The 21418-nt window shown below is 31.0% G+C and carries 13 protein-coding genes; 7 read left to right on the top strand and 6 right to left on the bottom strand.

Going from position 1 to position 21418, the window contains the following annotated elements:
• Positions 1-188 precede the first annotated feature (188 nt).
• A complete protein-coding gene (locus A7L45_RS18750) occupies positions 189-1385 on the top strand; it encodes a hypothetical protein (protein ID WP_071614194.1) in 1197 nt (398 codons plus the stop codon).
• A 38-nt stretch (positions 1386-1423) separates the two neighbouring features.
• Here A7L45_RS18750 and A7L45_RS18745 read toward each other — a convergent pair whose 3' ends face one another.
• Positions 1424-1846, bottom strand: a complete 423-nt coding sequence (locus A7L45_RS18745) for a hypothetical protein (RefSeq protein WP_071614193.1) — start codon at positions 1844-1846, stop codon at positions 1424-1426.
• A 240-nt stretch (positions 1847-2086) separates the two neighbouring features.
• Between A7L45_RS18745 and spo0A the strand changes: the two genes are divergently transcribed.
• The 3 genes from spo0A to A7L45_RS18730 all read left to right on the top strand — a co-directional run bounded on the left by spo0A (position 2087) and on the right by A7L45_RS18730 (position 6499).
• Positions 2087-2902, top strand: coding sequence for a sporulation transcription factor Spo0A (spo0A, locus tag A7L45_RS18740; RefSeq protein ID WP_071614192.1), 816 nt, complete (start codon positions 2087-2089; stop codon positions 2900-2902).
• An 82-nt stretch (positions 2903-2984) separates the two neighbouring features.
• Complete coding sequence (locus A7L45_RS18735; RefSeq protein WP_071614191.1) at positions 2985-3602, top strand: SLAP domain-containing protein; 618 nt, start codon at positions 2985-2987, stop codon at positions 3600-3602.
• 233 nt (positions 3603-3835) lie between these two features.
• A complete protein-coding gene (locus tag A7L45_RS18730) occupies positions 3836-6499 on the top strand; it encodes an Ig-like domain-containing protein (protein ID WP_071614190.1) in 2664 nt (887 codons plus the stop codon).
• Between the two features lie 77 nt (positions 6500-6576).
• Here A7L45_RS18730 and A7L45_RS18725 read toward each other — a convergent pair whose 3' ends face one another.
• Positions 6577-8763: a YhgE/Pip domain-containing protein gene (locus A7L45_RS18725; RefSeq protein ID WP_151554008.1), complete on the bottom strand. Its 2187-nt coding sequence runs from the start codon at positions 8761-8763 to the stop codon at positions 6577-6579.
• 65 nt (positions 8764-8828) lie between these two features.
• Positions 8829-11024, bottom strand: coding sequence for a YhgE/Pip domain-containing protein (locus tag A7L45_RS22965; RefSeq protein WP_071615054.1), 2196 nt, complete (start codon positions 11022-11024; stop codon positions 8829-8831).
• 608 nt (positions 11025-11632) lie between these two features.
• Here A7L45_RS22965 and A7L45_RS18715 point away from each other — a divergent pair.
• A complete protein-coding gene (locus A7L45_RS18715; protein WP_071614189.1) occupies positions 11633-12871 on the top strand; it encodes a S1C family serine protease in 1239 nt (412 codons plus the stop codon).
• Positions 12872-12929: 58 nt separating this feature from the next.
• On the opposite strand, the gene A7L45_RS18710 is transcribed toward A7L45_RS18715, so the two are convergent.
• Both A7L45_RS18710 and A7L45_RS18705 read right to left on the bottom strand, forming a co-directional pair.
• Positions 12930-13589, bottom strand: a complete 660-nt coding sequence (locus tag A7L45_RS18710) for a response regulator (protein WP_071614188.1) — start codon at positions 13587-13589, stop codon at positions 12930-12932.
• A 3-nt stretch (positions 13590-13592) separates the two neighbouring features.
• Positions 13593-14765, bottom strand: coding sequence for a sensor histidine kinase (locus A7L45_RS18705; protein WP_071614187.1), 1173 nt, complete (start codon positions 14763-14765; stop codon positions 13593-13595).
• 204 nt (positions 14766-14969) lie between these two features.
• On the opposite strand from A7L45_RS18705, the gene A7L45_RS18700 reads away from it, so the two are divergent.
• The gene (locus A7L45_RS18700) at positions 14970-18053 is read left to right on the top strand and encodes an efflux RND transporter permease subunit (protein WP_071614186.1); all 3084 of its coding nucleotides are present in this window, start codon (positions 14970-14972) and stop codon (positions 18051-18053) included.
• Positions 18050-19297: an efflux RND transporter periplasmic adaptor subunit gene (locus A7L45_RS18695; RefSeq protein ID WP_084647515.1), complete on the top strand. Its 1248-nt coding sequence runs from the start codon at positions 18050-18052 to the stop codon at positions 19295-19297. Before A7L45_RS18700 ends, A7L45_RS18695 begins: the two co-directional genes overlap by 4 nt.
• A 596-nt stretch (positions 19298-19893) precedes the next feature.
• Here A7L45_RS18695 and A7L45_RS18690 read toward each other — a convergent pair.
• Positions 19894-21327 (bottom strand): DDE-type integrase/transposase/recombinase, encoded by a 1434-nt coding sequence (locus tag A7L45_RS18690; RefSeq protein WP_084647343.1) that lies wholly within the window; start codon positions 21325-21327, stop codon positions 19894-19896.
• Positions 21328-21418 lie beyond the last annotated feature (91 nt).

The raw sequence follows: 21418 nt of genomic DNA, 5'->3' as shown, positions 1-21418 counted from the left end.
AAATGCTCCTTTTGAAAAAATGTAATGTTTATTTTATAAAAACTATTTAACATTAATATATTACCATTAAATATAAAAAACGACAATTTTATTTTTAGCATAAAATCATTTATAGAATGTTTATTGACTGTGCTATTTATATTTTGTACAATGGTAATTGGAAATTATAACAAAAGGAGGGATATAATATGACTAGAACTAAGGGATCTAAGAGGAACAAATTGATCGGGGTACTTATTATTTTAGTAGGTATACTAGCAGTTTTTGCATACATGATATTGTACAACGGTGGAATGACAATTAGAAAAACGACTACAACAGAGGTTGTAGGAAAGCTTGCAAAGGTGCAGATAAAAGGTGGAAAATTTGAATTAACTCAAAAGAATATGGATGAGTTAAGCAATTTATATTTTGCAAAACCTATAACCAAAGGAAATATAACTCTTGATGGAGTTAATGTAGAAATCCTAAACGATGAGCTGTTAATAAATGCTCCTATAAAATACAAAAGTCTTAATTTATTATTTTCATCAAAGGGAAAAGTAAGTGTTTTAAATGGAAAAGTTACTTATGATGTCGAAAATTTTAAAATTGGAAGGCTTAAATTACCAAAAAAAATTGTTTTATCTCAAATTGTAAAGCTTAATAATAAAAGCTTTTATGTTGAGGGTAATTTAATAAAAATTAATCCAAGTATGTTTCCTTTTAAAATAAGTAGTCTTAAAATTAAAGACAATAAAATACTTGCAGAATCTCCCAAGCAGAGTATAAAAAAGTCATTTGAAGAGATTACTAAAATGGGTGGGACAGAGATTGATAAGCAACTAGAAATATTGAAACAAAAAATACAAAGTGCTGTTGAACTTATGGGTGGAGGAGCAGAAAAAGCAAAATTAAAAGAGATTCAAGATATTATAGATAAAGCTAAGGGTAAATCAATAGATGAAAAAAAACAAATTATAAGTGATGGTATTAGTCAGATTGATGGAGCTATAAGTAAAATAACAGACAGTGATAAAAAGAAAGAATTAGAGAAAATTAGAGCTGCTGCGGAAAATGCACAAAAGATTGCGGTGGAAAAACAAAAAATATCCCAGAATCAGAATGCTACTAAAAGTGCTTCATTAATAAAGGCACGGGACGATTTAAGTAGTGCATATTCTCAGGTAGGGACTTCAAAAGAAAAGCAGATGATATCAATAATGAAATCAACTATGAGTCAGATGGCATCAAATTCGTCTTATAATTCTAGCTCAGATCAAGCCTCAGTTAAGTCTATTTACAGTACCCTTGATTCACAAAGTAAGAATAAATTTAAGTATGCATTAGCTAGCAATGTTGATTCGGATAATCTTTCTGTGTTAAGACAGATTTTTGGAATGTAAAAAAAGGATAGTGAAATCACTATCCTTTTTTTTATATGCTATTTTGACATAATTGATAGTATAACATCTTTGTTCGTTTTTTGAATCAAAATAATTGCCATGTGTGTACCCTTTTTAGCAATTAGACTATATGATTTTTTTGCTTCAGTAATAGTCCAACCATCTTGTTTTAAGATAGCTTGATAATCATTAAATACCTTTACATCTGTTGTACTTTTTAAAGTATATTTAGAAGTAGCAAGTGCTTTTTTTGTTTTAGCAGTGTAGTTAGTTGTTTTTACTCCATTATATGTTGGGAGATATGCTAAATCCTTAGTATATGTTATTTTAGCAGGAGTAGTTGCAGCAACAGGAGTAGTATCTTTACTAGTCTTACTTGCATCTGTAGTGGTTTTACTACCACATGCAACGAAAGATAGAGATATAACTAACACCATTGTAATGTAGAGAAACTTTTTCATGAAAAATCACCTCCTTAAAAAATTAGTCTCAATGTACATTTTAAAGCAATTAATGGTAATGTCAAGTATCTACATTGTAAAAATAATAGTATATAAATATGGCAGTTTATTAAATCAATAGTAGTAAAAAAAATGTCAATATTTCAAATATTTTGTTTTAAAAAGAGGAATTTGTGCTTTTTTGTCGAATTAGTATATTAGTATAGTTTGTGACTGATATATAAAGGAGATTACAAAAAAATGGTAAATAAAAAGATTAACCTAGTAATTGCAGATGACAATAAAGAATTTTGCAGTGTTCTTAATGAATATCTATCAAATGAGAATGACATTAATGTTATGGGTATTGCAGGAGATGGAATAAAGGCAATAGAGCTTGTTTATGAAAAAAAACCTGATTTATTAGTGCTTGATATAATTATGCCTAACCTTGACGGACTTGACGTTCTAGAAAGGTTAAGTAGTATGAATAAGGATTTAAAGCCTTATATAATAGTTTTGTCAGCGGTGGGGAATGATAAAATAACTAAAAGAGCCATAACTCTCGGGGCAGATTATTATGTTGTAAAACCTTTTGATATGGAAGTATTTGCTCAAAGAATAAGACAGATGTTAAATACCACTATCAATAGTGGTAATGCAGTACGAACATCTACTTATTCTGATAATGCTCAGAGTGGAACTTATAAAAATGAATCTATCAATGCGGATATGATGAATGAAATAACTAAAATTATCCATCAGATTGGAATACCTACTAATTTAAAGGGTTATATGTACATAAGAGAAGCAATATTTATGGTTATTAATGACACGGCACTTTTATCATTAGTAACAAAAGAATTATATCCATCAATAGGCAAGAAATTTAGTACTACGGCGAGTAGGGTGGAAAGATCAATGAGACACGCGTTAGATATTGCATGGACAGGGCTTAAAGAAGAGAATATTAATGAAATTTTTGGTTATATAACCTGTAATAAAAAAGGTAAGCCTAGTAATTCTGAATTTGTAGCAATGGTTGCTGATAAGTTAAGAATACACAATGTAGTGTAGTTTGTGATTTTATGATACAATTATAAATATAAAAGTTTTTTTAAAAACATAAAATACTGTTGCAAAAAGGGAAGGGAAATATATGAGTAATGTTGATATACAAAAGGTTGGGACTGATTTTATTGTTATAAATGATAAATTAAGTGGGTTAGTTACTATAACTACTGAGGATTTATCAGAGCAAAACTTATCTAATAATTTTATTTATAAGGTTTGTCCAAATGGAGAAATACTAAATGCTGGTAGTGAGAATAAAATAGATGAAAAATTAAAGAAAAAAGCAGTTAGGAATTCAAAGGAAATTCTAAGTGATAAATTAATAGAGGATGGATTTGAGGAAATTCCAGAGAATTTAACTAAATTAGAGCTCACTAAGATATTGGAGTTTTCTCAAAATAAAATTGTTAAAAATAATAAATATTCAAGGATGTTTCCTTTTAGCGTTGAAAAAACTGATAATTATGATTTGAAAGTAATATTACTAATGTACAATGGTAGTAATAATGAAAGTGAAATAAATGAGTTTCCATTCAAGTTAAAAGATGCAAATGATAATGTGCTAATAGTAGGTCTTATCGATATTAATAAAAAAATAAGTCCGTATAAAATAGGTATATGTGAAGTACTAATAGAAAAAGCAAAGCTTAGTAAACAATTACCAGACTTAACAACTTGGACTATTACCTTTGAAATGGCATAAAATGATACAAATTAATATTTACAAAGAAGATGTTTGGAATGAGTTTATTCCAAACATCTTCTTTTTTTATTGTAATGGGGATTTTGTGAAAGGTAATTACAAAAACATTTGAAAAACATGCAACTATACTGTCAGGACAAGCGTTATATAAGTGTAAACAAGTATAAAAGTAAAGCATAAAAATTATAAAGTAATATCAAAAGATAAATGTAAATAAACGGAGGCATAAATATATGAATAAGAAAATTACAAGTTCAACACTTGCTGCATTAATAATAGCTGGATCAACATCTTTCACGGCTTTTGCAGCAATGGACAATGGAACAGTTGTAATAGGTGATAAGGCTTTTGATTTAGCGTATGCTAATGACTCAATTAATACTTCTGAAATCACGAGTCCAATAATCGCAGGTGGAGCAATTTATGTTAAAGATTTTAATGGGAATTGGATAGATAATGTTACAGGAGAAATCATTCCAGCGGGACTAATACCTGCTGTAATTTATAAAAATACTAAAGGCGGAACTAGATTTGATGCTGCAGATACAAGTGTAACAGCTATTAAAGAAACTTCATATCCAAAAACATTTACAAGTATTACAAATGCAATTACTAATACATCAAAGGTTATCTACCTAACAGCATTAGACCAGTATGGTGAAAAATATGATATAAAAACAGATTCTTCGTATAAGGTAACAGCAACAATAAATGGAATAACTTTAAGTGATACGCAGGTGAAATTAACAACAGATAATAATATGGCAAAAATAACATTAGACAAAGATTTAGTTGAAAATGATGTTGTAGTAATAAAACTTGATAAATTTGATAAAGATGTGAGTACTTCAAGCTCAAAATTAATATCGGAAGTAAGCACTAATTTTGTGGTAGCAAAAGCTAAAATCTCACAGCTTAATTTAACCTCTGAAAAACCTGTTACTGAGTTTAATAAGGAAGATATTATTTATAATAAAGTAACACAAAATGATGGTGCTAGATTAACAACAGATATGATCAAATTTAATATAAATCCTAAAACAAGTGGTACAGTTGCTAGTGATGTAACCGTTACGGCGAGTCTTCGCGGAGGCAGTGATGCTGATAAAAATGATATAATAATAAGTGCTAAATCAACAAAAGAGGGAACATTTGAAGTTACTCCATATGTAGGAACGACATTTGACGCAGAAGGCACTATAAAGGCAGCAAAATTTGATGTGACAACTACAGTGAATGTAATTGCAACAACTATTGATTCTATAACATTACCAAAACTTAAAGTTAATACAAAGACAGTAGCAAATTTAGTTATAAGAAATGCTCATAATGAGGTTATAGATGAAAATGGTAATAATGTTACAGCTTTAGTTTATAGAAATGGAGTATTAGATAATAACTTAATAGTTGAAAAGCTGGATATGGATGGAAACCAATCAACTACTAGGCCAGTTAAATCATTAAGATTTAATGCAAAAGAAGCTGGGAATTACATAGTAAGGCTAAGAGTTAATGGTACAGTGGCAAGTAAGGATGTAGTAGCTATTTCAGAGGTTACGTCACTTTCGTCTATTGAACTTGGAAATAATATAATAGACAATAGTATAATAGCGAATGAGATGACTCCTGTCTATAGGGTTATAGGTGCAGTTGACAATAAGGGTGATGGAATAATTCCAGATACTTCGGGATGGACTATTGAGGCTAAAAATAAAGCAGGCACAAGTTTTGGTAGTTTTGCAAGTATTGTTTATTATAAACATGATGCAAGAGGAGTTATTTTAGATGCTACAAAAGAAGATGCAGAAGGGATAGCTGTAAAATTCGCTCCCAATGCTACATCGGTTAAAAGTTTAGAATCAGACACAATACTCACGATAAAAGTTTGCAATAATGAAATAACTTCTACGGATGTTATTAAAGATACATTAGACTTAACTGTAAGGGCAAAAAGTAAAGTGAAATCTATAACACTTGCAGAAAATAAAATTTCAACAATTTCAGGAGCTAGTGTTAAAAAAGAAATAGTTATACTTGACCAATATGGAAAAGCCATCACTGACCCTACTATGGTAAAAGTATTATATGGATCAAAAACTACTGCAACAGTTTCTTATGATGATAGAGCTAAAAAAATGTATATAACATATTTTGGAGAAGCAACAGGAATTGATACAATAGTTGTGAAATCATTAACTGAGCCTGCTATAACAGCAACTGCAAATATAAGCATTGGCGATAATACAAATATAAATACAATAGTATTTAATGAAAACAAATACAAAGTATATAATGATGCTAATAATGATGTTTTGGATGGATCGGTAGCATTAACTTATAAAGTAAATAATGGAGATATTGATGTGCCCACAAATGCTCTTCACGTAATTTCTGATTCTAAATTAGTTACTGTAACTACAAATGGATCAGTAATAAATGTTAAGGCAAAGGCGGGTGTAAATAATGCTACAACGGGTATTGGTAGTGATACAATTATAACAATAAGTGTTCTTACAGCCAATGGAAAAACAGATTCAATAAATTTAATATTCTCTGATGACGTTTCTATAGTTACTCCTTCAACAGTAGTAATTAAAGATACTGTTGATGAAAACAAAGATTTAGCAGGAACACAATTAATAATTGGTAGAGATGAAAATGGAAATGTTGTTAATGAAACGTCAGGGCAGATTACATTACTCGGTGTAGATCAATATGGAAATAAAGATATAGATGTAACAACTGATACAACCTGGACATCTAGCAATTCTGAGATAGCTAAAGTAGATACAAATACTGGACTTGTAACAGCAGTAAAACCTGGAAAAACAACGATAACAGGCTTTTACAAAGGGAATTTATATACTATAGAAGTCGAAATACCAGAAGTAAAATAAAAAACACTAAAAAATATGAACCAGATAAATAATATTTATCTGGTTCATATTTTTTTTGTTGTGATACTCGCAATAGGTTATTCACCTGTTAGACCACTTTTATGAAACTGCTTTACAAAACCAGCAGTTTTTTTATTTATTTTTTCTTTTAAGAAAAGTCCAAGAAGTAAAAAAATAATAAAATATATAGCCAATATTAACATATTCTTAATTAACACATCGGGTATAATTCCTGCCGTTGCTTCCCTCATTCCTCCTATAGCATAAGTAAATGGCATCATAGGATTTATATATTGGAAGAAATCACCGAGTAATTCTATTGGAAATGTTCCTCCTGATCCAGAAACTTGTAGTACCAGTGCTATCATAGTTAAAGCCTTACCCCCATTGCCTAAAACAGATACAAATGTATAGATAATAGTAGTGAACACAATACTAACATATACTCCAAATAGTGTAAGTATTATGGGGGAAACTGCATAAGTTTTTAGAATAAATAAATTGCCAGCTATAGTTATTAAACATTGAAGAATTCCAATACTTACAAATGTAAAATATCTTCCCAAAAATTTTTCTTTTGTGGTTAAAAGTGTGCCATCCTTAAAATCTTTAATATGAACTGACAATATTGAAACTAATATAAATGCACCTACCCAAATAGCAAGTATAGTGTAAAATGGAGTCATAGCTGAACCATAATTAGGAATTGGATAGACTCTATTTTGCACGAGTTCTATTGGGTTTGCTAAGAAGTCACTTTCCTTTTTACCATCTCTTTTTAATATTTTTATAAGTTCATTAATTTTTTCATCATCAGTAAGTTTTTTTAATTTTTGTGCATTTGAATGTATATCCTTTTGGAGTCCTGGGAACTTATCCTTTATTTCTTTTAAACTACCTACGCCTGCGTCAAACTGAGTATTGGTTTGATCGAGCATACTAGTAATGAGAGGCATATTGCCTTGCATATTTTGTAACATACTTGTTGCACCAGTTGATAAGCCACTTGCATTGTTCATTGCATCATCAATTGCGTCACTGGTTTCCCTGTCGAAAAGATTCATTGTATTATTAATTAATCCTGAAGCTTTATTAGCGCCCTGCACCGCAGCGGTTATATCACTAGTTAGTACTGTATTACCATGATCTACGGTATCAATCATAGAATTAACATCAGCCTTCTGTTTTGTCATCTCATTTTTAACACTTGTGAGACGATTAATGAAATTTCCAATAACATTACTGTTTAAGGAATTATTTATTGATTTATTTAGGGCGAGTACATTATCAATTTTCTGTATGCCATCAGTATATTTATCACGAGCTTTAATTAAAGTACTATTATTTGATGATTTTGAGTCTTGAAAGTCAGTTAATGAGGATTCAGCATCATCCGCTGCATTTTTTATAAGAGCAAGGTCTGCCTTCATAATCGGAGATACCGTTTGTAGTGAATTTTTTCCTTTTTGAGCATATTTATTGCCTGTTTTAGTAAGATCTAGAGTATTGTCTATGGCACCAGATATAGTAGGGATATCGCCCCTAACATTTTTCATAAGTTTTTGAAACATTAAAGCTTCCGTGTAAACATTATCTAGGGAACTTCCGATTTTAGGCATATTATCATCTGCACTAATAACCATATCGATAAGACTTTCAAGTTTTGGTTTGTCTTTTGCAAGATCGACTCCAACTTGGTTAAGATAAGTAAATAGGGTTTCACTAGCTGTTTCAATAAAGGTTTGGGTTATTTGCTCTTGCAGGGAAGTTGCGCCACTGCCTGTAATTTTTGGAGCTACAGCATTCTCTTTTTCATTTACAGTATAAATTAATTTTGCTTTGATTGGATCAGTATAAGATGTAATAGATAGGAAATCCTTTGAAAAATCCTTAGGAATAACAAAACTGGCATAATATTTTCCATATTCTACACCTTCCTTAGCATCACTCTCATTCACAAAAGTCCAACCAATAGATTCATTAGTTTTCAATTTTTTTACCAAATCATTACCAATATTAACTTTAGTATCCTTTAGTTTTGATCCAGTATCCAAATTAACAACAGCAACTAAAAGCCCTTTAGTCTTTGAATATGGGTCCCAACCTGCTTGAATATTAAACCATGCATAAAGTGCTGGTAAGCAAGATATCCCAACTACTATAATTAGTGTTACATAACTGCAGAGTATACTTTTTATATCTCTCTTATAAATTTTTAAAACATTTTTCATATTTATTCTAGGACCTTTAAAAATTTTATTCATAAACAGCCACAACCTTACATATATATTTTACTATTACTCAGCTGAAGCATTACTCAGCTAAAGCATTACTCAGCTAAACCGCTTTTATCAAATTCTTTTATAAATTTCGAATTTATTTTATTCATTCTTTCTTGTAATACAAATGCAAGAATGAAACAGACAACTAAATATTTGGAGAGTGTTAACACATGACTAATTAATACTGAGGGTATAATTCCTGCGACTGTTTCCCTCATTCCACCTACAGCATAAGTAAATGGAAGCATAGGGTGTATGAATTGAAAGAAACTACCCAATAATTCTACTGGAAATGTTCCTCCTGAGGCAGAAATTTGGAGTACCATCACTACAACAATCAAAGCTTTACCTATATTTCCTAAAATACATACGAATGAATAGATAATCGTAAGAAATACTATGCTTACATAAATGCCGAATAGTATAAGTATAATAGGTGATACAACATAGGTTTTTAGTAAAAGGATGTTACCGACTATTGTTACTAAAGTTTGCAAAATTGCAATAGTTAAAAAGGTAAAATATCTTCCCAAAAATTTTTCTCTTGTGCTTATTGGCGCACCATCTTCAAATTTTTTAACCTCAACTGATAATAAGGAGTGCATTAGAAGCGCACCTACCCAAATAGCAAGCGTAGTATAAAATGGCGACATAGCTGAACCATAATTAGGTATTGGATATATGCTATTTTGTTTTATTGCTACGGGGTTTGATAAGAAATCACTTTCCTTTGCACCATCTTTTTTTAACATGTTTATAATTTCATTAAGTTTTTTATCATCAGTAAGACCTCTTAATTTTTGTGTATTTGTATGGAGATATTCTGCCGCTTTCGGAAAATTATTCCTTACTGTATTTAAACTTTTTATGCTTGAGTTTATTTGACTATTGGTTTGCCCAAGTGTGCTATTAATTAGGGGCATATCGTTTTGTATATTCTGTAGCATATTAACTGTATTAGTTGATAATTCTTTTGTGTTTTGCATAGCATTGTCGATTTTTGGATCAATTATAGTTTTAAAATCACCCATTATATTACTTATTGAATTAGAAGATTTATCAGCAGCTTTCTTTGCAGTATTTATATCACTAGTTACAACTTGATTGCCACGGTCAACGGTGTTAATCATAGCATTAACATTGGTTTGTTGGGTCATCATTTCATCGCGAGCATCTGAAAGGTTAGAGATTAAAGTATTAATAGCGGTACTATTTAGAAAATTATTAAGTGATCTATTTAGACTTAATACATTATCGATAGTCTGTACTGCGTCACCATATTTGTCCCGAGTCTTAACTAAAACCTCTTTAATAACAGCGTTATTTGATGGTCTTAAGTCATTAAGTTCAGATAAAGAAGATGAAGCAGTATCCGATATACTTTTTATTGTGGAAAGATCTTTCTGAATAATTGGAGAGGCAGCTTTTAGTGAATCTTTTGACTTTTCTATGTATCCATTGCTTGTTTTAGCAATGGTCAAAGCATCTCCGATTCCATTTGTCATAACAGGAAGATTATTCTTAACATTAAGCATATATTTTTGAAGTAGTATAGATTGTCCATAAGCATTATCCATGGATTTTTTAATTTTAGGCATCTTATCATCTAGGCTAATCATCATATCAGCAAGATTTTTAAGTTGTGGTTTATTATTTTCTAGCTCAACTCCAATTTGAGTGAGGAAAGAAAGAATTGTTCCACTAGATGTTTGAATGAAGTTTTTTGTGATTTCTGACTGCAGAGCAGTTGCACCTTTCTTCGTGAGTTTTGGAGCTATAGCATTTCTTTTTTCATTAACAGTATAAATTAGTTTTGCTTTTGTTGGAGTGTCATCAGCTACAACAGAAAGAAGATCCTTTGAAAAATCTTTTGGCATAGTTAAGCTGGCATAGTATTTACCATATTTAATACCTTGTTTAGCCTCACTCTCACTTACAAAGGTCCAACCGATAGATTGATTGGTCTTTAAACTTTTTACAACATTGTCGCCAATATTAACTTTAACATTTCTGAATTCAGATCCTTTATCAAGATTAACAATTGCAACCGAAATTCCTTTAGTATTTAAATATGGATCCCAACCAGCCCTAATATTAAACCAGGCATAAAGTGGGGGGACTAAAATTAGTCCTATCATCATAATTAATGTTGCACGGTTTGTTAATATATTTTTAATATCTCTCTTATAAATTCTAGAAACATTTTTATTATTTATTTTATAACCTTTCAAAATCTTTTTCATATGCACCGCACAATTTATAAATACCTTTTTCATATGGGTTTTATGATAAATAAAAACCTTTTTTATAAATATTCTAGAGCTATTCGAAGCACTTTTTATATACGTTTTACAACTTCTCAAAATATTCTTCATAAACGTTCACAACCTTATATGTATTTTTTCAACCTCTTATTATACCATGAAAATAGTCTTATTAGAATGTTTTATCATTAATATATATTATCACGTTTAGATTTATATGTATATGCATATAAAGTAAAAGTAACATCCATTTAAATGTACGAAAATAGACAAAAAATGTTTGCTTTCATACATTTTTATATTGTATAATTATCATTATTAGTAAAAAGTGTTAATTGATGAATATATTTGATTCTTATAACATTACGAAACCAAATGGTACAAGCCTAATAAACATGAATGGAAGGTGAAGGTAGTAAAAAATTTACTTAGAAATTTAAAAAAGTTCAAGTTTAATCAAATATTTCCGAAAATTAAAGAGTGAATCCTAAATTTATTAAAAAACAGTGATAATAGTGGATATAAATATGATGTTATTATTGATTATAACTAAAGAAATCTAAAACAGATGATGGAGGCAAAATAGTATGAATAAAAAAATTATAAGGTCACTTTTTGCAGCAATAATTATAGTGGGATCAACATATATTACTACTTTTGGTGCGATGGCAAGCGGCACCGTTGTAATAGGAAACCAAGCTATAAGTTTAGATTATGCTAATGATGTAGCAAACTTTACTGAAATTAATAATGACATAGTTTCCGGTGGATTAATTTATGTTAAAAATTTCGAGGGGAATTGGATAGATAATATTACAGGAAAAACTGTAAGTGCAAGTATTATACCGGCTGTAGCTTATAAGGGTAATAATAAAGTAGTTAATTATGGTGCACAAGATAAAAGTCTAGATGATACTACGCAAGTAGCTGTAACTGGTGAATTAACTGCTAAACAAATTATAAATAAATATGGGAATGCAGTTGTTTATGTTGAAGTAAGTGATAAAAATCACAATTCAATTGCTAGTGGTAGTGGATTTATAGTAAAGTCTACTGGCGTTATTGTTACTAACTTCCATGTTATTAAAGGATCATCATATGTAAGTGTTACACTTCAAAATGGTACAAAATATGATGTTAAAAGTGTTTTGAATTATAATGAAAAACAAGATATAGCTGTACTTCAATTATCAAATGCTACGAATCTAAGCACCGTTACTTTAGGGGGCAGTGATAATGTAGAAGTAGGCGATAATGTAGCTACAATTGGAAGTCCACAAGGTTATGCTAATTCTCTAAGTACAGGGATTGTAAGCGGAATTAATAGAAAAAATGAAAGAGGAAACGATATTCAAACTACGGCAAGTATCACTTATGGATCAAGCGGTGGACCATTATTTGATATGTTAGGGAATGTAATAGGAATAACTTATTCAGGATTTGATTCGGCAGGTAATATAGGATTTGTAATACCTATTAATGAAGTTAAACCATTTTTAGCGACCAGTAATGAAAAGACACTTTCACAAATTAATAGTAACACGGTAAGTTTCCTTCCATTATTAGCTGATGTACCACAACCTACAGGACTAAAATATGATAATTATGTAGTTAGCAGTGATAAAGATTACGTTGAATATTTTTATTCTATAAGTAATTCTCAATATACAAATTATGTTAAATCATTAAATTCTTATGGGTGGAAAGATTATAATACAGTTTATGATGATGACAATAACCCTATTTCATATTTTATAAAAGGAGATAATACTATAGGTATAGGATGGATTGGAGCAAATAGAACAATAATTGGAGCTATTCATTAAAATTTTAATAAGGAATCCTTTTAAATAAAGGGTTCCTTATTTGTTATTTATATTTATATTAAATTTGACACTTGCTTATAAATACTGCAAGTTCAGTTCTACTGTTAAGTTCAAGTTTCTCAAGTATTTTTGTGACATAATTTTTTACAGTCCCAAGTCTTAAAAAGAGGATTTCACAAATATATTTGTTATTCTTGCCTTGGGCAATCAACTTTGCAACATCTATTTCTCTTGGCGTAAGTGCATCTAATTTATATTTTTGATTATAAACTTTATTAGAAGAGTGATTTTCACTAGTTAATGAATTAAAAGCTGTAACTATTTTTAGGGCTACCCCTGGATCAAGGAACATAGTACCGTCATAAGCTGTTTTTATTGCTTTTATTATATAATCTGAACCGGCATCTTTTAATATGTAACCATCTGCTCCATTTTTTATTGCTTTAAATATATACTCATCTTCACTAAAGGTTGTAAGAATTATTACCTTTACATCTGCATATTTTTCTTTAATGATTTTAGTAGCGACCACACCATCCATTATTGGCATTCTAACATCCATAAGAATTACATCTGGAAGCGCCTTCTCTAGAAGGATAAGTAGTTGTTTACCATTTTCAGCCTCTCCAAGTATGTTAATGCCCTCGTCCAAGCTTAATATCATCTTTATTCCTTCTCTTACTATTTTCTGATCATCAGCTAATATAACATTTATCATATTTTACAATTCCTCCATTGGTATTGGAATACAGATATCTATGCTAAAGCCTAGGTTATTACTACTAGAGTAATTCACAAATCCATTAAGTAACCTTACTCTATCATCAATCCCATTCAAACCATTTGATTTTATAATTTTATCACATCTAATTCCATTATTTTTTATAATAAGATTTATATTTTCATTTTTATTGAAGATTTTTATATTAATTTCTGATGATTTTCCATGTTTTATGCTATTAGTTATAGCCTCTTGAATAGTTTTATAAATGGAACCTTTTATGATAGGACTTAAGTTATCTAGGTTTTTATCTGCATTAAAATTAATATTTATATCAGTAATTAGATGAAAATTATTAATGAGTTTTCTAATAGAACCATAGAAGTCCACTATTTCACGTTCTTCTTTCAGCAAATTAACAATTTCTCTAAGGCTACTAATACTAGATTTTGCAATGTCTTCACACTTAACTATTATCTCTTTTACTTTCGCAGGTTTTGTTTCACATATCTTTTTTGCAAATTCCAAATGCATAGTTAGAGCCATTAGATAATGGCCTAATGAATCATGAAGTTCTTGGGATACCCGCGCTCTCTCTTTAGCAGTTGTTAACTCTTCCACTTCCAAGTTATATTGTTTAAGTTTTATATTTGCAAGTTGTAGTTTTTTATTTAGCTTATCTACTTCATTTTTTTCTATTTGAAGTTTTTTTACAAAGTGAGCTATGCTAATTACAGCAACATAAAACAATATGGTACGACATAATATGGTAAGTTTGTCCCAGTTGGCAGGTATGCCTATTTCAGAAAATGACACTATATAAAGTGAAAATGAATGCACTATAAATAGAAACCTTTTCTTCATTCCTTTTAACTCGTAGATCTCTATTAAAGGCAATAATATATAAACAATAATTCCAGAGTCAGAGCCACTTATAAAAAATTTTATTACAGTTGCACCACAAATAGTGAAAAGTAATGAAAAACACATGTGCCTGGAATTTATCGCTAACTTGGTACTTCTTATATAATCATTTACAAGTAGTATAAACATAAGAATGAATAAGGCTAACATAGAAGAGGTGTTATTATTATGAAAACGATATATAGCAATAAATATCGACAATGATAAAACATATTTTGATATTAGTAGGTACTTTTTAAACACATTCATTTTGATAACCTCGCTTTATATTAAACGTTTATTTATATAAAATGTCTATTTATATTATAACATTGCTAATATATCAATGGATACATTACTTAAGTAACTATAATTATTCACGATAATATATTAAAATACTATTAGTATTAAACAATTTTGTAATAATAATGTTATTTAGGCATTTTATTTATAAGTTTTAAGGGGGATTTACAAATGAAAATTACAGAACTTTGTGTTAAAAAGCCTCTTGCCGTTCTTATGGTAGTATTGCTAACGGTAGGACTCGGAGTAATGGGATATTCAAGTCTCGGTGCAGATTTAATGCCGGCAGTTGATGTTCCTGTAATAACAATAACAACTACATACCCAGGTGCTGGTACAGCGGAAATAGAAACTGATGTAGTTAAACCAGTAGAGGATGCAGTTTCAGGTATAAGTGGTATTGATACTATAAGTTCAGGATCTTCTGAAGGATATGGTTATACTACCATTATGTTCAAAATGGGAAATGATATGAATACCGCATTTTTAGATGTTCAACAGGCATTGGGCGATATATCAAACAAACTTCCTACAGATGCAACAAAACCTGTAATAAAAAAGCTAGATATTAATGCAACACCTATAATGATGCTGTCTGTTTCAAGTTCACTACCATACAGTAAATTGTATGACAGTGCAGATAAAATACAAAAGTCACTGGAGAAAACTGATGGTGTTGGTAATGTATCTCTCGAGGGTGCTGTTAAAAAACAATTAATCATTAAAGCAAATAAAACGCTTTTAGATCAGTATGGTATAGCTGTTAATACTATAACTTCTAAACTTCAAAGCGATAACTTAAATATACCAGCAGGTCAATTTAAGCAAGAAGATTCTAATCAAACCATAAAAGTACTTGGTCAATTTGAAAGCATAAAAGATGTACAAAATCTTCAAATTCCAATGACAAACGGTGGATCTATAAAACTTAGTGAAATTGCAGATGTAAAACTAGATTATCCAGATGCAACTGAACTCGTAAGGTTAAGTGGGAAAAATTCTATAGGCATATTTGTTCAAAAACAAAGTGACGCTAATATAGTTATAACTGCTAAAGCTGTACAAAAACAGCTAGAGGTTTTGAAAAAAACTCTTCCAGCTGGAATAAAAGTAGCGATAACATCTGATTCATCAACCTTTATAAATTCCTCACTTAAAGAGGTTAAGTATGGTCTTATTGAGGGTATAATTTCAACAATTTTAGTAATGTTTCTTTTCCTTAGAAGCATAAAAGCTTCGTCAATAATACTTGTTGCTATACCAACATCTCTTATTGCAACATTTTTCATGATGTATGTTTTCCACTTTACTCTTAATATGTTATCACTACTTGCGTTATCCTTATCCATTGGTATTCTTGTAGATGACTCCATAGTAGTGCTTGAAAATATTCAAAGGCACTTGGCTATGGGAAAAACAGTTTTTAGATCAGTTGTAGATGGACGAGAAGAAATAGCAATGGCTGCTATTTCTATAACCTTATGCGACATAGTTGTATTTGGACCAATAGCGTTTATGTCAGGTATGATCGGTCAGTTTTTTAAACAGTTTGGACTTACAGTAGTTTTTGCTGCTTTATTTTCCTTAATTGTTTCATTTACAGTTACCCCCATGCTTGCTTCAAAATTATTAAAGGAAAAGAAGAATGATGACGATAATAAGAATATGAAGCTCAAGAAAAAAGGATTTTTTGATAAATTTATTATTTTTTATAAAAAATTTCTTTTGTTTTCGCTGGATCATAGATGGAAGATGGTAGCCTTAGTAAGCTCATTATTGATAATTAGCGTGGCATTAATTCCACTTAAACTAATTAATACTGAACTTACACCTAAAACAGATCAGAGTCAATTTACAATTAATATGTCATTATCACCAAGTAGTGACGTTAAACTTACAGATGTAAAAGTTAAAGAAGTAGAAGCTCATTTAAAGAGCCTAAAAGAAGTTGACAATTACTTTACTATTGTTGGCATTAATAATAAACAGTCTTCTGCGCAAATTAATGTTAATTTATATCCTAAAAAACAAAGAGAAAAAAGTCAAGACCAGATTTCGTCTGAGATGCGCGCGTGGAGTAAAACACTTACTGGAGTTGATATATCTATAGGTGAAGCAAGTTCTTCTGGTAGTAGCAAGCCTATCGCAATAAGTATAACTGGCCCTAATTTAGATGTATTAAAACAATTAGGTAGTGAGGTTCAGAGCTCAGTACAAGCAGTCTCTGGAACTACAGATGTAAGCAACAGTAATCAAGCAAATGAGAGCCAAATCGCTGTTAAAATCGACAAAATTGCTGCAGCGCAATATGGAATAAAGCCAAGTGATATATCAAGTGCTCTTAAAGCCACTACGGAGCAAGGAGTGTCTGGTGGAGTATTTAGGGAAAATAATGAGGAGTATGATGTTATTGTAAAACTTGATAAGGGTCAAATTGTTACAAAATCAGATATATCCGCAATAAAAGTAGCTAATTCAAGTGGACAGCAAATTCCAATTGATTTGCTAGCAAAGGTTTATATGTCAGACAGTCCACAACAGATATTAAGAAAGAACCGTGACGAAATGGTTACCATTTATGCTAATAACCAGGGAAGACCTCTTGGTAGTGTTACTACGGATATCAAAGAAAAAATAAATAAAATTACAATCCCAGATGGATACGAGCTATCTTACGGTGGTGATCAAAAGAGTATGGCAGATTCCTTTACTTCACTTATTGAAGCAATTGTTGCATCAATTATACTCGTATATATGATCTTAGTTGTTTTATATGAATCATTCTTAACTCCGGCTTTAAGAATGTTATCACTACCTTGTGGATTAATTGGGGCACTTATAGCACTCGCCATTACAGGAAATAGTTTAAATATTATGTCAATGATTGGATTAATAATGCTTGATGGTCTGGCCGCCAAAAATGGAACACTATTAATAGATTATACGCTTACTCTTATGAAAACAGGTTTGCCTCTTCGCGAAGCATTAGTAGAGGCTGGACTTACAAGACTAAGACCAATACTCATGACGACCATAACTATGGTAGTTGGGATGTTACCCTCAGCGCTTGCTACTGCTGAAGGTAGTGAATATAGAGTAGGAATGTCAGTTGCAATAATAGGAGGAATGATTACATCTACGATTTTGTCACCAATAATAATTCCAGTGGTATATACGTTGATTGACGATATGAAAGGGTTCTTTGGTAAAAGGAAAAGGAAATCTGATAAAATAGATAAAGGAGTTACATTATGATGAAGCTTAAAGGGATTAAAGGATTTTTATTAATAAGTTTAACATTGAGTATAACTTTAATAGGAGTGGGTTGCGGAAATAAAGAGGTAAGTGTTACCTCAAATGATATTTCAAAAAATGTTAAAGCGTCTCCAGTTAGTATATCTTCAATAACAACAACTACAAAATATGGAAGCAAGTTAGCAACGTCTAGTCAAACTGTGGTTACATCTAAAATAGCTGGTAAAGTTTATGGTGTAAATGTAGATGTGGGTCAGAGTGTAAATAAAGGTGATATCTTATTCACTCTTGATAGATCTGAACTTACGGCGCAATATAATGTAGCAAAAGCGGCCTTGGACACTGCTAATGCAAATCTTGATAAAACTAGTGGTTCAGGTTACGAGCAGCAATTAATACCTGCAAATTCAACATTAGATATTGCAAAAACAACATATAATGATGCGAAAAATAATTATAATACAATTCATCAGCAATATAATATAGGAGATTCGGCCAAAAGCGAGCTTGATGCTGCAAAATCAAAGATGGACAGTGCATCGCTTCAGGTTAGAGCCGCAAGTGATTCTTTAGCACTATTAAAATCAAAAACAGGACCACAAACGGATGCTGCAGCTGAAGGTCAAGTTCAGCAAGCTAAGGCATCACTTGATTTAGCACAAATACAAATGGATAATGCTTCTATTACATCACCTATAAATGGAGTTATATCTGAACGAAAAGTTGAAGTCGGCGAAGTAGTATCAAGTGCAGTTAGTGCATTTACTATAATTGATGCAAGTAGCCTGCGCTCAGAAGTATCGATGACAGACAAAGATGTTATAAAGGTAAAAGTAAATCAGAAAATACCTGTTCAAATATCATCTATGAATAATAAAATTGTACAAGGCATAGTAGACACCATAAGTCCTTCAGCAGATGCTAAGACACAATTGTATACAGTAAAGGTTAAGATAGAGAATCCTTCTAATTTATTAAAACCAGGAATGATAGTAAGAGTTGAGTTTCCAGATGTAGTAAAAACAGATATAACAGTTGTACCAAATGGAGCAATATTTACAGAAAATAGTGTGCAATATGTATATATAGTGGATGCTACAAGGCTCAAAAAGAAACAAGTAGTAGTGGGAATATCAAATACGGTGCAAACTGAGATTGTCAGTGGTATAAAACTTGGTGATCAAGTTGTAACTGAAGGTCAAAGTTTCTTAAACGAAGGCCAAAAGGTCAAAATTGTGAAATAAATGTATTTTACTACAACTGCAATTCTCCGGCGTGCTTTGCAAACGAACTTTAAACAAGAAATTGGATTAAGAAATTCTAATGTTTTGCTCATGTAAAATTCTCTATCGCTCACATTCGTCGTCCTGACTCAGGTTCGCTAGCTTGCCTTCCTGGCAAGCTTACGAGAATTTTACAATCGCAAAACAAGAATTTCTAAATCAAATTTCAATAGTTTATTCGTCTCGTATTGCAATTCACGTCGGAGAAGATATTAAGCTGAGTAATTCTATGGCGTGCTTTGCAAACGAACTTTAAACAAGAAATTCTAAACTGATTTTGATTAAAGGGACTAAAAAGTAATAAATAAAGATAGTGTTAACTAACTTATGAAAAAACACTAATTGGTAAAATTAGGGCATGTGCTTTCGATTATAACTGAAAATATACCTTATCGCAGAAAATATTAGTAAGAGTATCTTAAAGAATGTGTATTAATTAAGGATTTTGTTCCAGGTGAATAAAAAATTGCATCAAAAATATACCTGATCAGATTGTTCCTTTTTTACGGAACCCTGCCGGGTAAGAAAATTCAAACTATATTAAAAGGTAAATTCACTTATACAACCTGTTTTTCTACTATAAGTTGCTGTGAAAGTTCGATTAACTTTTGCCATTTTGCTGGCATAGTAGAAATGTTTTCAAGTTCAGGTATTGAGTTCAATGGCCCCCAATAAGCGTAGCTATGTGGGCGGAGAAAGTTGTAATATGCTACAAACAACGCCAAGTGCGTGTTGGAACCTTCTTCACTACCAAAGCCATTTGTAACCCTATAGGAAAATTTAAATGTTCTGTTAAGACGCTCTATTATTTGTTTAAGCCAACGATATTCGGTTGAAACAGGATCGGAGTTAGTAAGACCAATTACTTGGATTACATCGAAGTCCATGCCGTTAAGTTTAAACTGTTGCTCAGCGAGCTTATATGCAGTATAGCCATCAGCAACGAATTTAAGTGATTTTCCGGGAAACTCTTTGAACTTATCAAAAGCCATACGCATAGTTAAAATACAAGGGCCAGTATCACGACTAAAAGAGGCTTGGTATCCTAAAATTGATTTCTTGATGGCATCCATAACAAGCCAGATATATTGATGAACTCCTTTTACTTTAGTATAGGTTTCATCAGCAGCAAGATAATTAGTGGGCTTATAATCATAGTTGTCAACATATGGTTTGACAAAAGCGGCAGCTGCAATGGCGTATCTACTAACCATGACATGAGATATTTTCACCCCATGGATTTCCCAAAGAGCAAGTGCCGTACGGCGTGTAGATAGTCCTAAATTAACGTTATATGTTAGACAGAGTCCCATTACATGTGAAGAAAAATTTCTGAACTTGAGGCTAGTAGCACCTTTTGGCATTGAAGATAAATCTACATCAAAATAATTAGTGGTAAACTCACGGTAGATGTAATGTAGCTTAAATTTGTGTTTATCTTTCTTATATTCCTTAATGTCTTCCATTGAAAGATTTGCAAGAGATTGAAGGAAAAAGCTACATTTTTTATTAACGCATTTATGGATATAAAAATTTTTGCGGTCCTTCTTTTTACTTAGGGCATGTCCACAAAATGGACAAATGAGTTTTTCGGTTTTGAAATCATCCTTGTTTTTATTGAAATGCATATCACAAACTTTGCACCAAAGCTGCCCGCGGCCTCCGGCGTTATCGTAGATATAGGTGTGCGGAGCACCACATTGAGGGCATATAGTATCAGAGGATATAGGATGTTTACCGCGAGAATTGACAGGCTTTTTATCCTTGCCATTACTGCGTTTATACTCAGCTAAGAGTTGCCTGTAATCAAGCTTTTCAAAGGTTTTAATAATTGGCAATTTATCTACAGTAAGTTTTTTATATTTAGGACTTGTCATATCGTATTTCGGAACCTTTAATGGTATATTTTTAGCAATAAAAATAAGTAATTGTTTAATTTGAGAAAGTAATACTTGATTATAAGTAACTAACATTGATATAATTGGACTCACAATGACACCTTCTTTCGGGAATTTTTGTTGAGTTTAGATACAACAATTATACCAAACAGAGGGGGTCATTGTTTTTTTTGAGCTAAAAACA

The sequence above is a fragment of the Clostridium estertheticum subsp. estertheticum genome (assembly GCF_001877035.1).
Classification (GTDB): domain Bacteria; phylum Bacillota; class Clostridia; order Clostridiales; family Clostridiaceae; genus Clostridium_AD; species Clostridium_AD estertheticum.
This window is presented reverse-complemented; position numbering and strand designations above follow the sequence as displayed.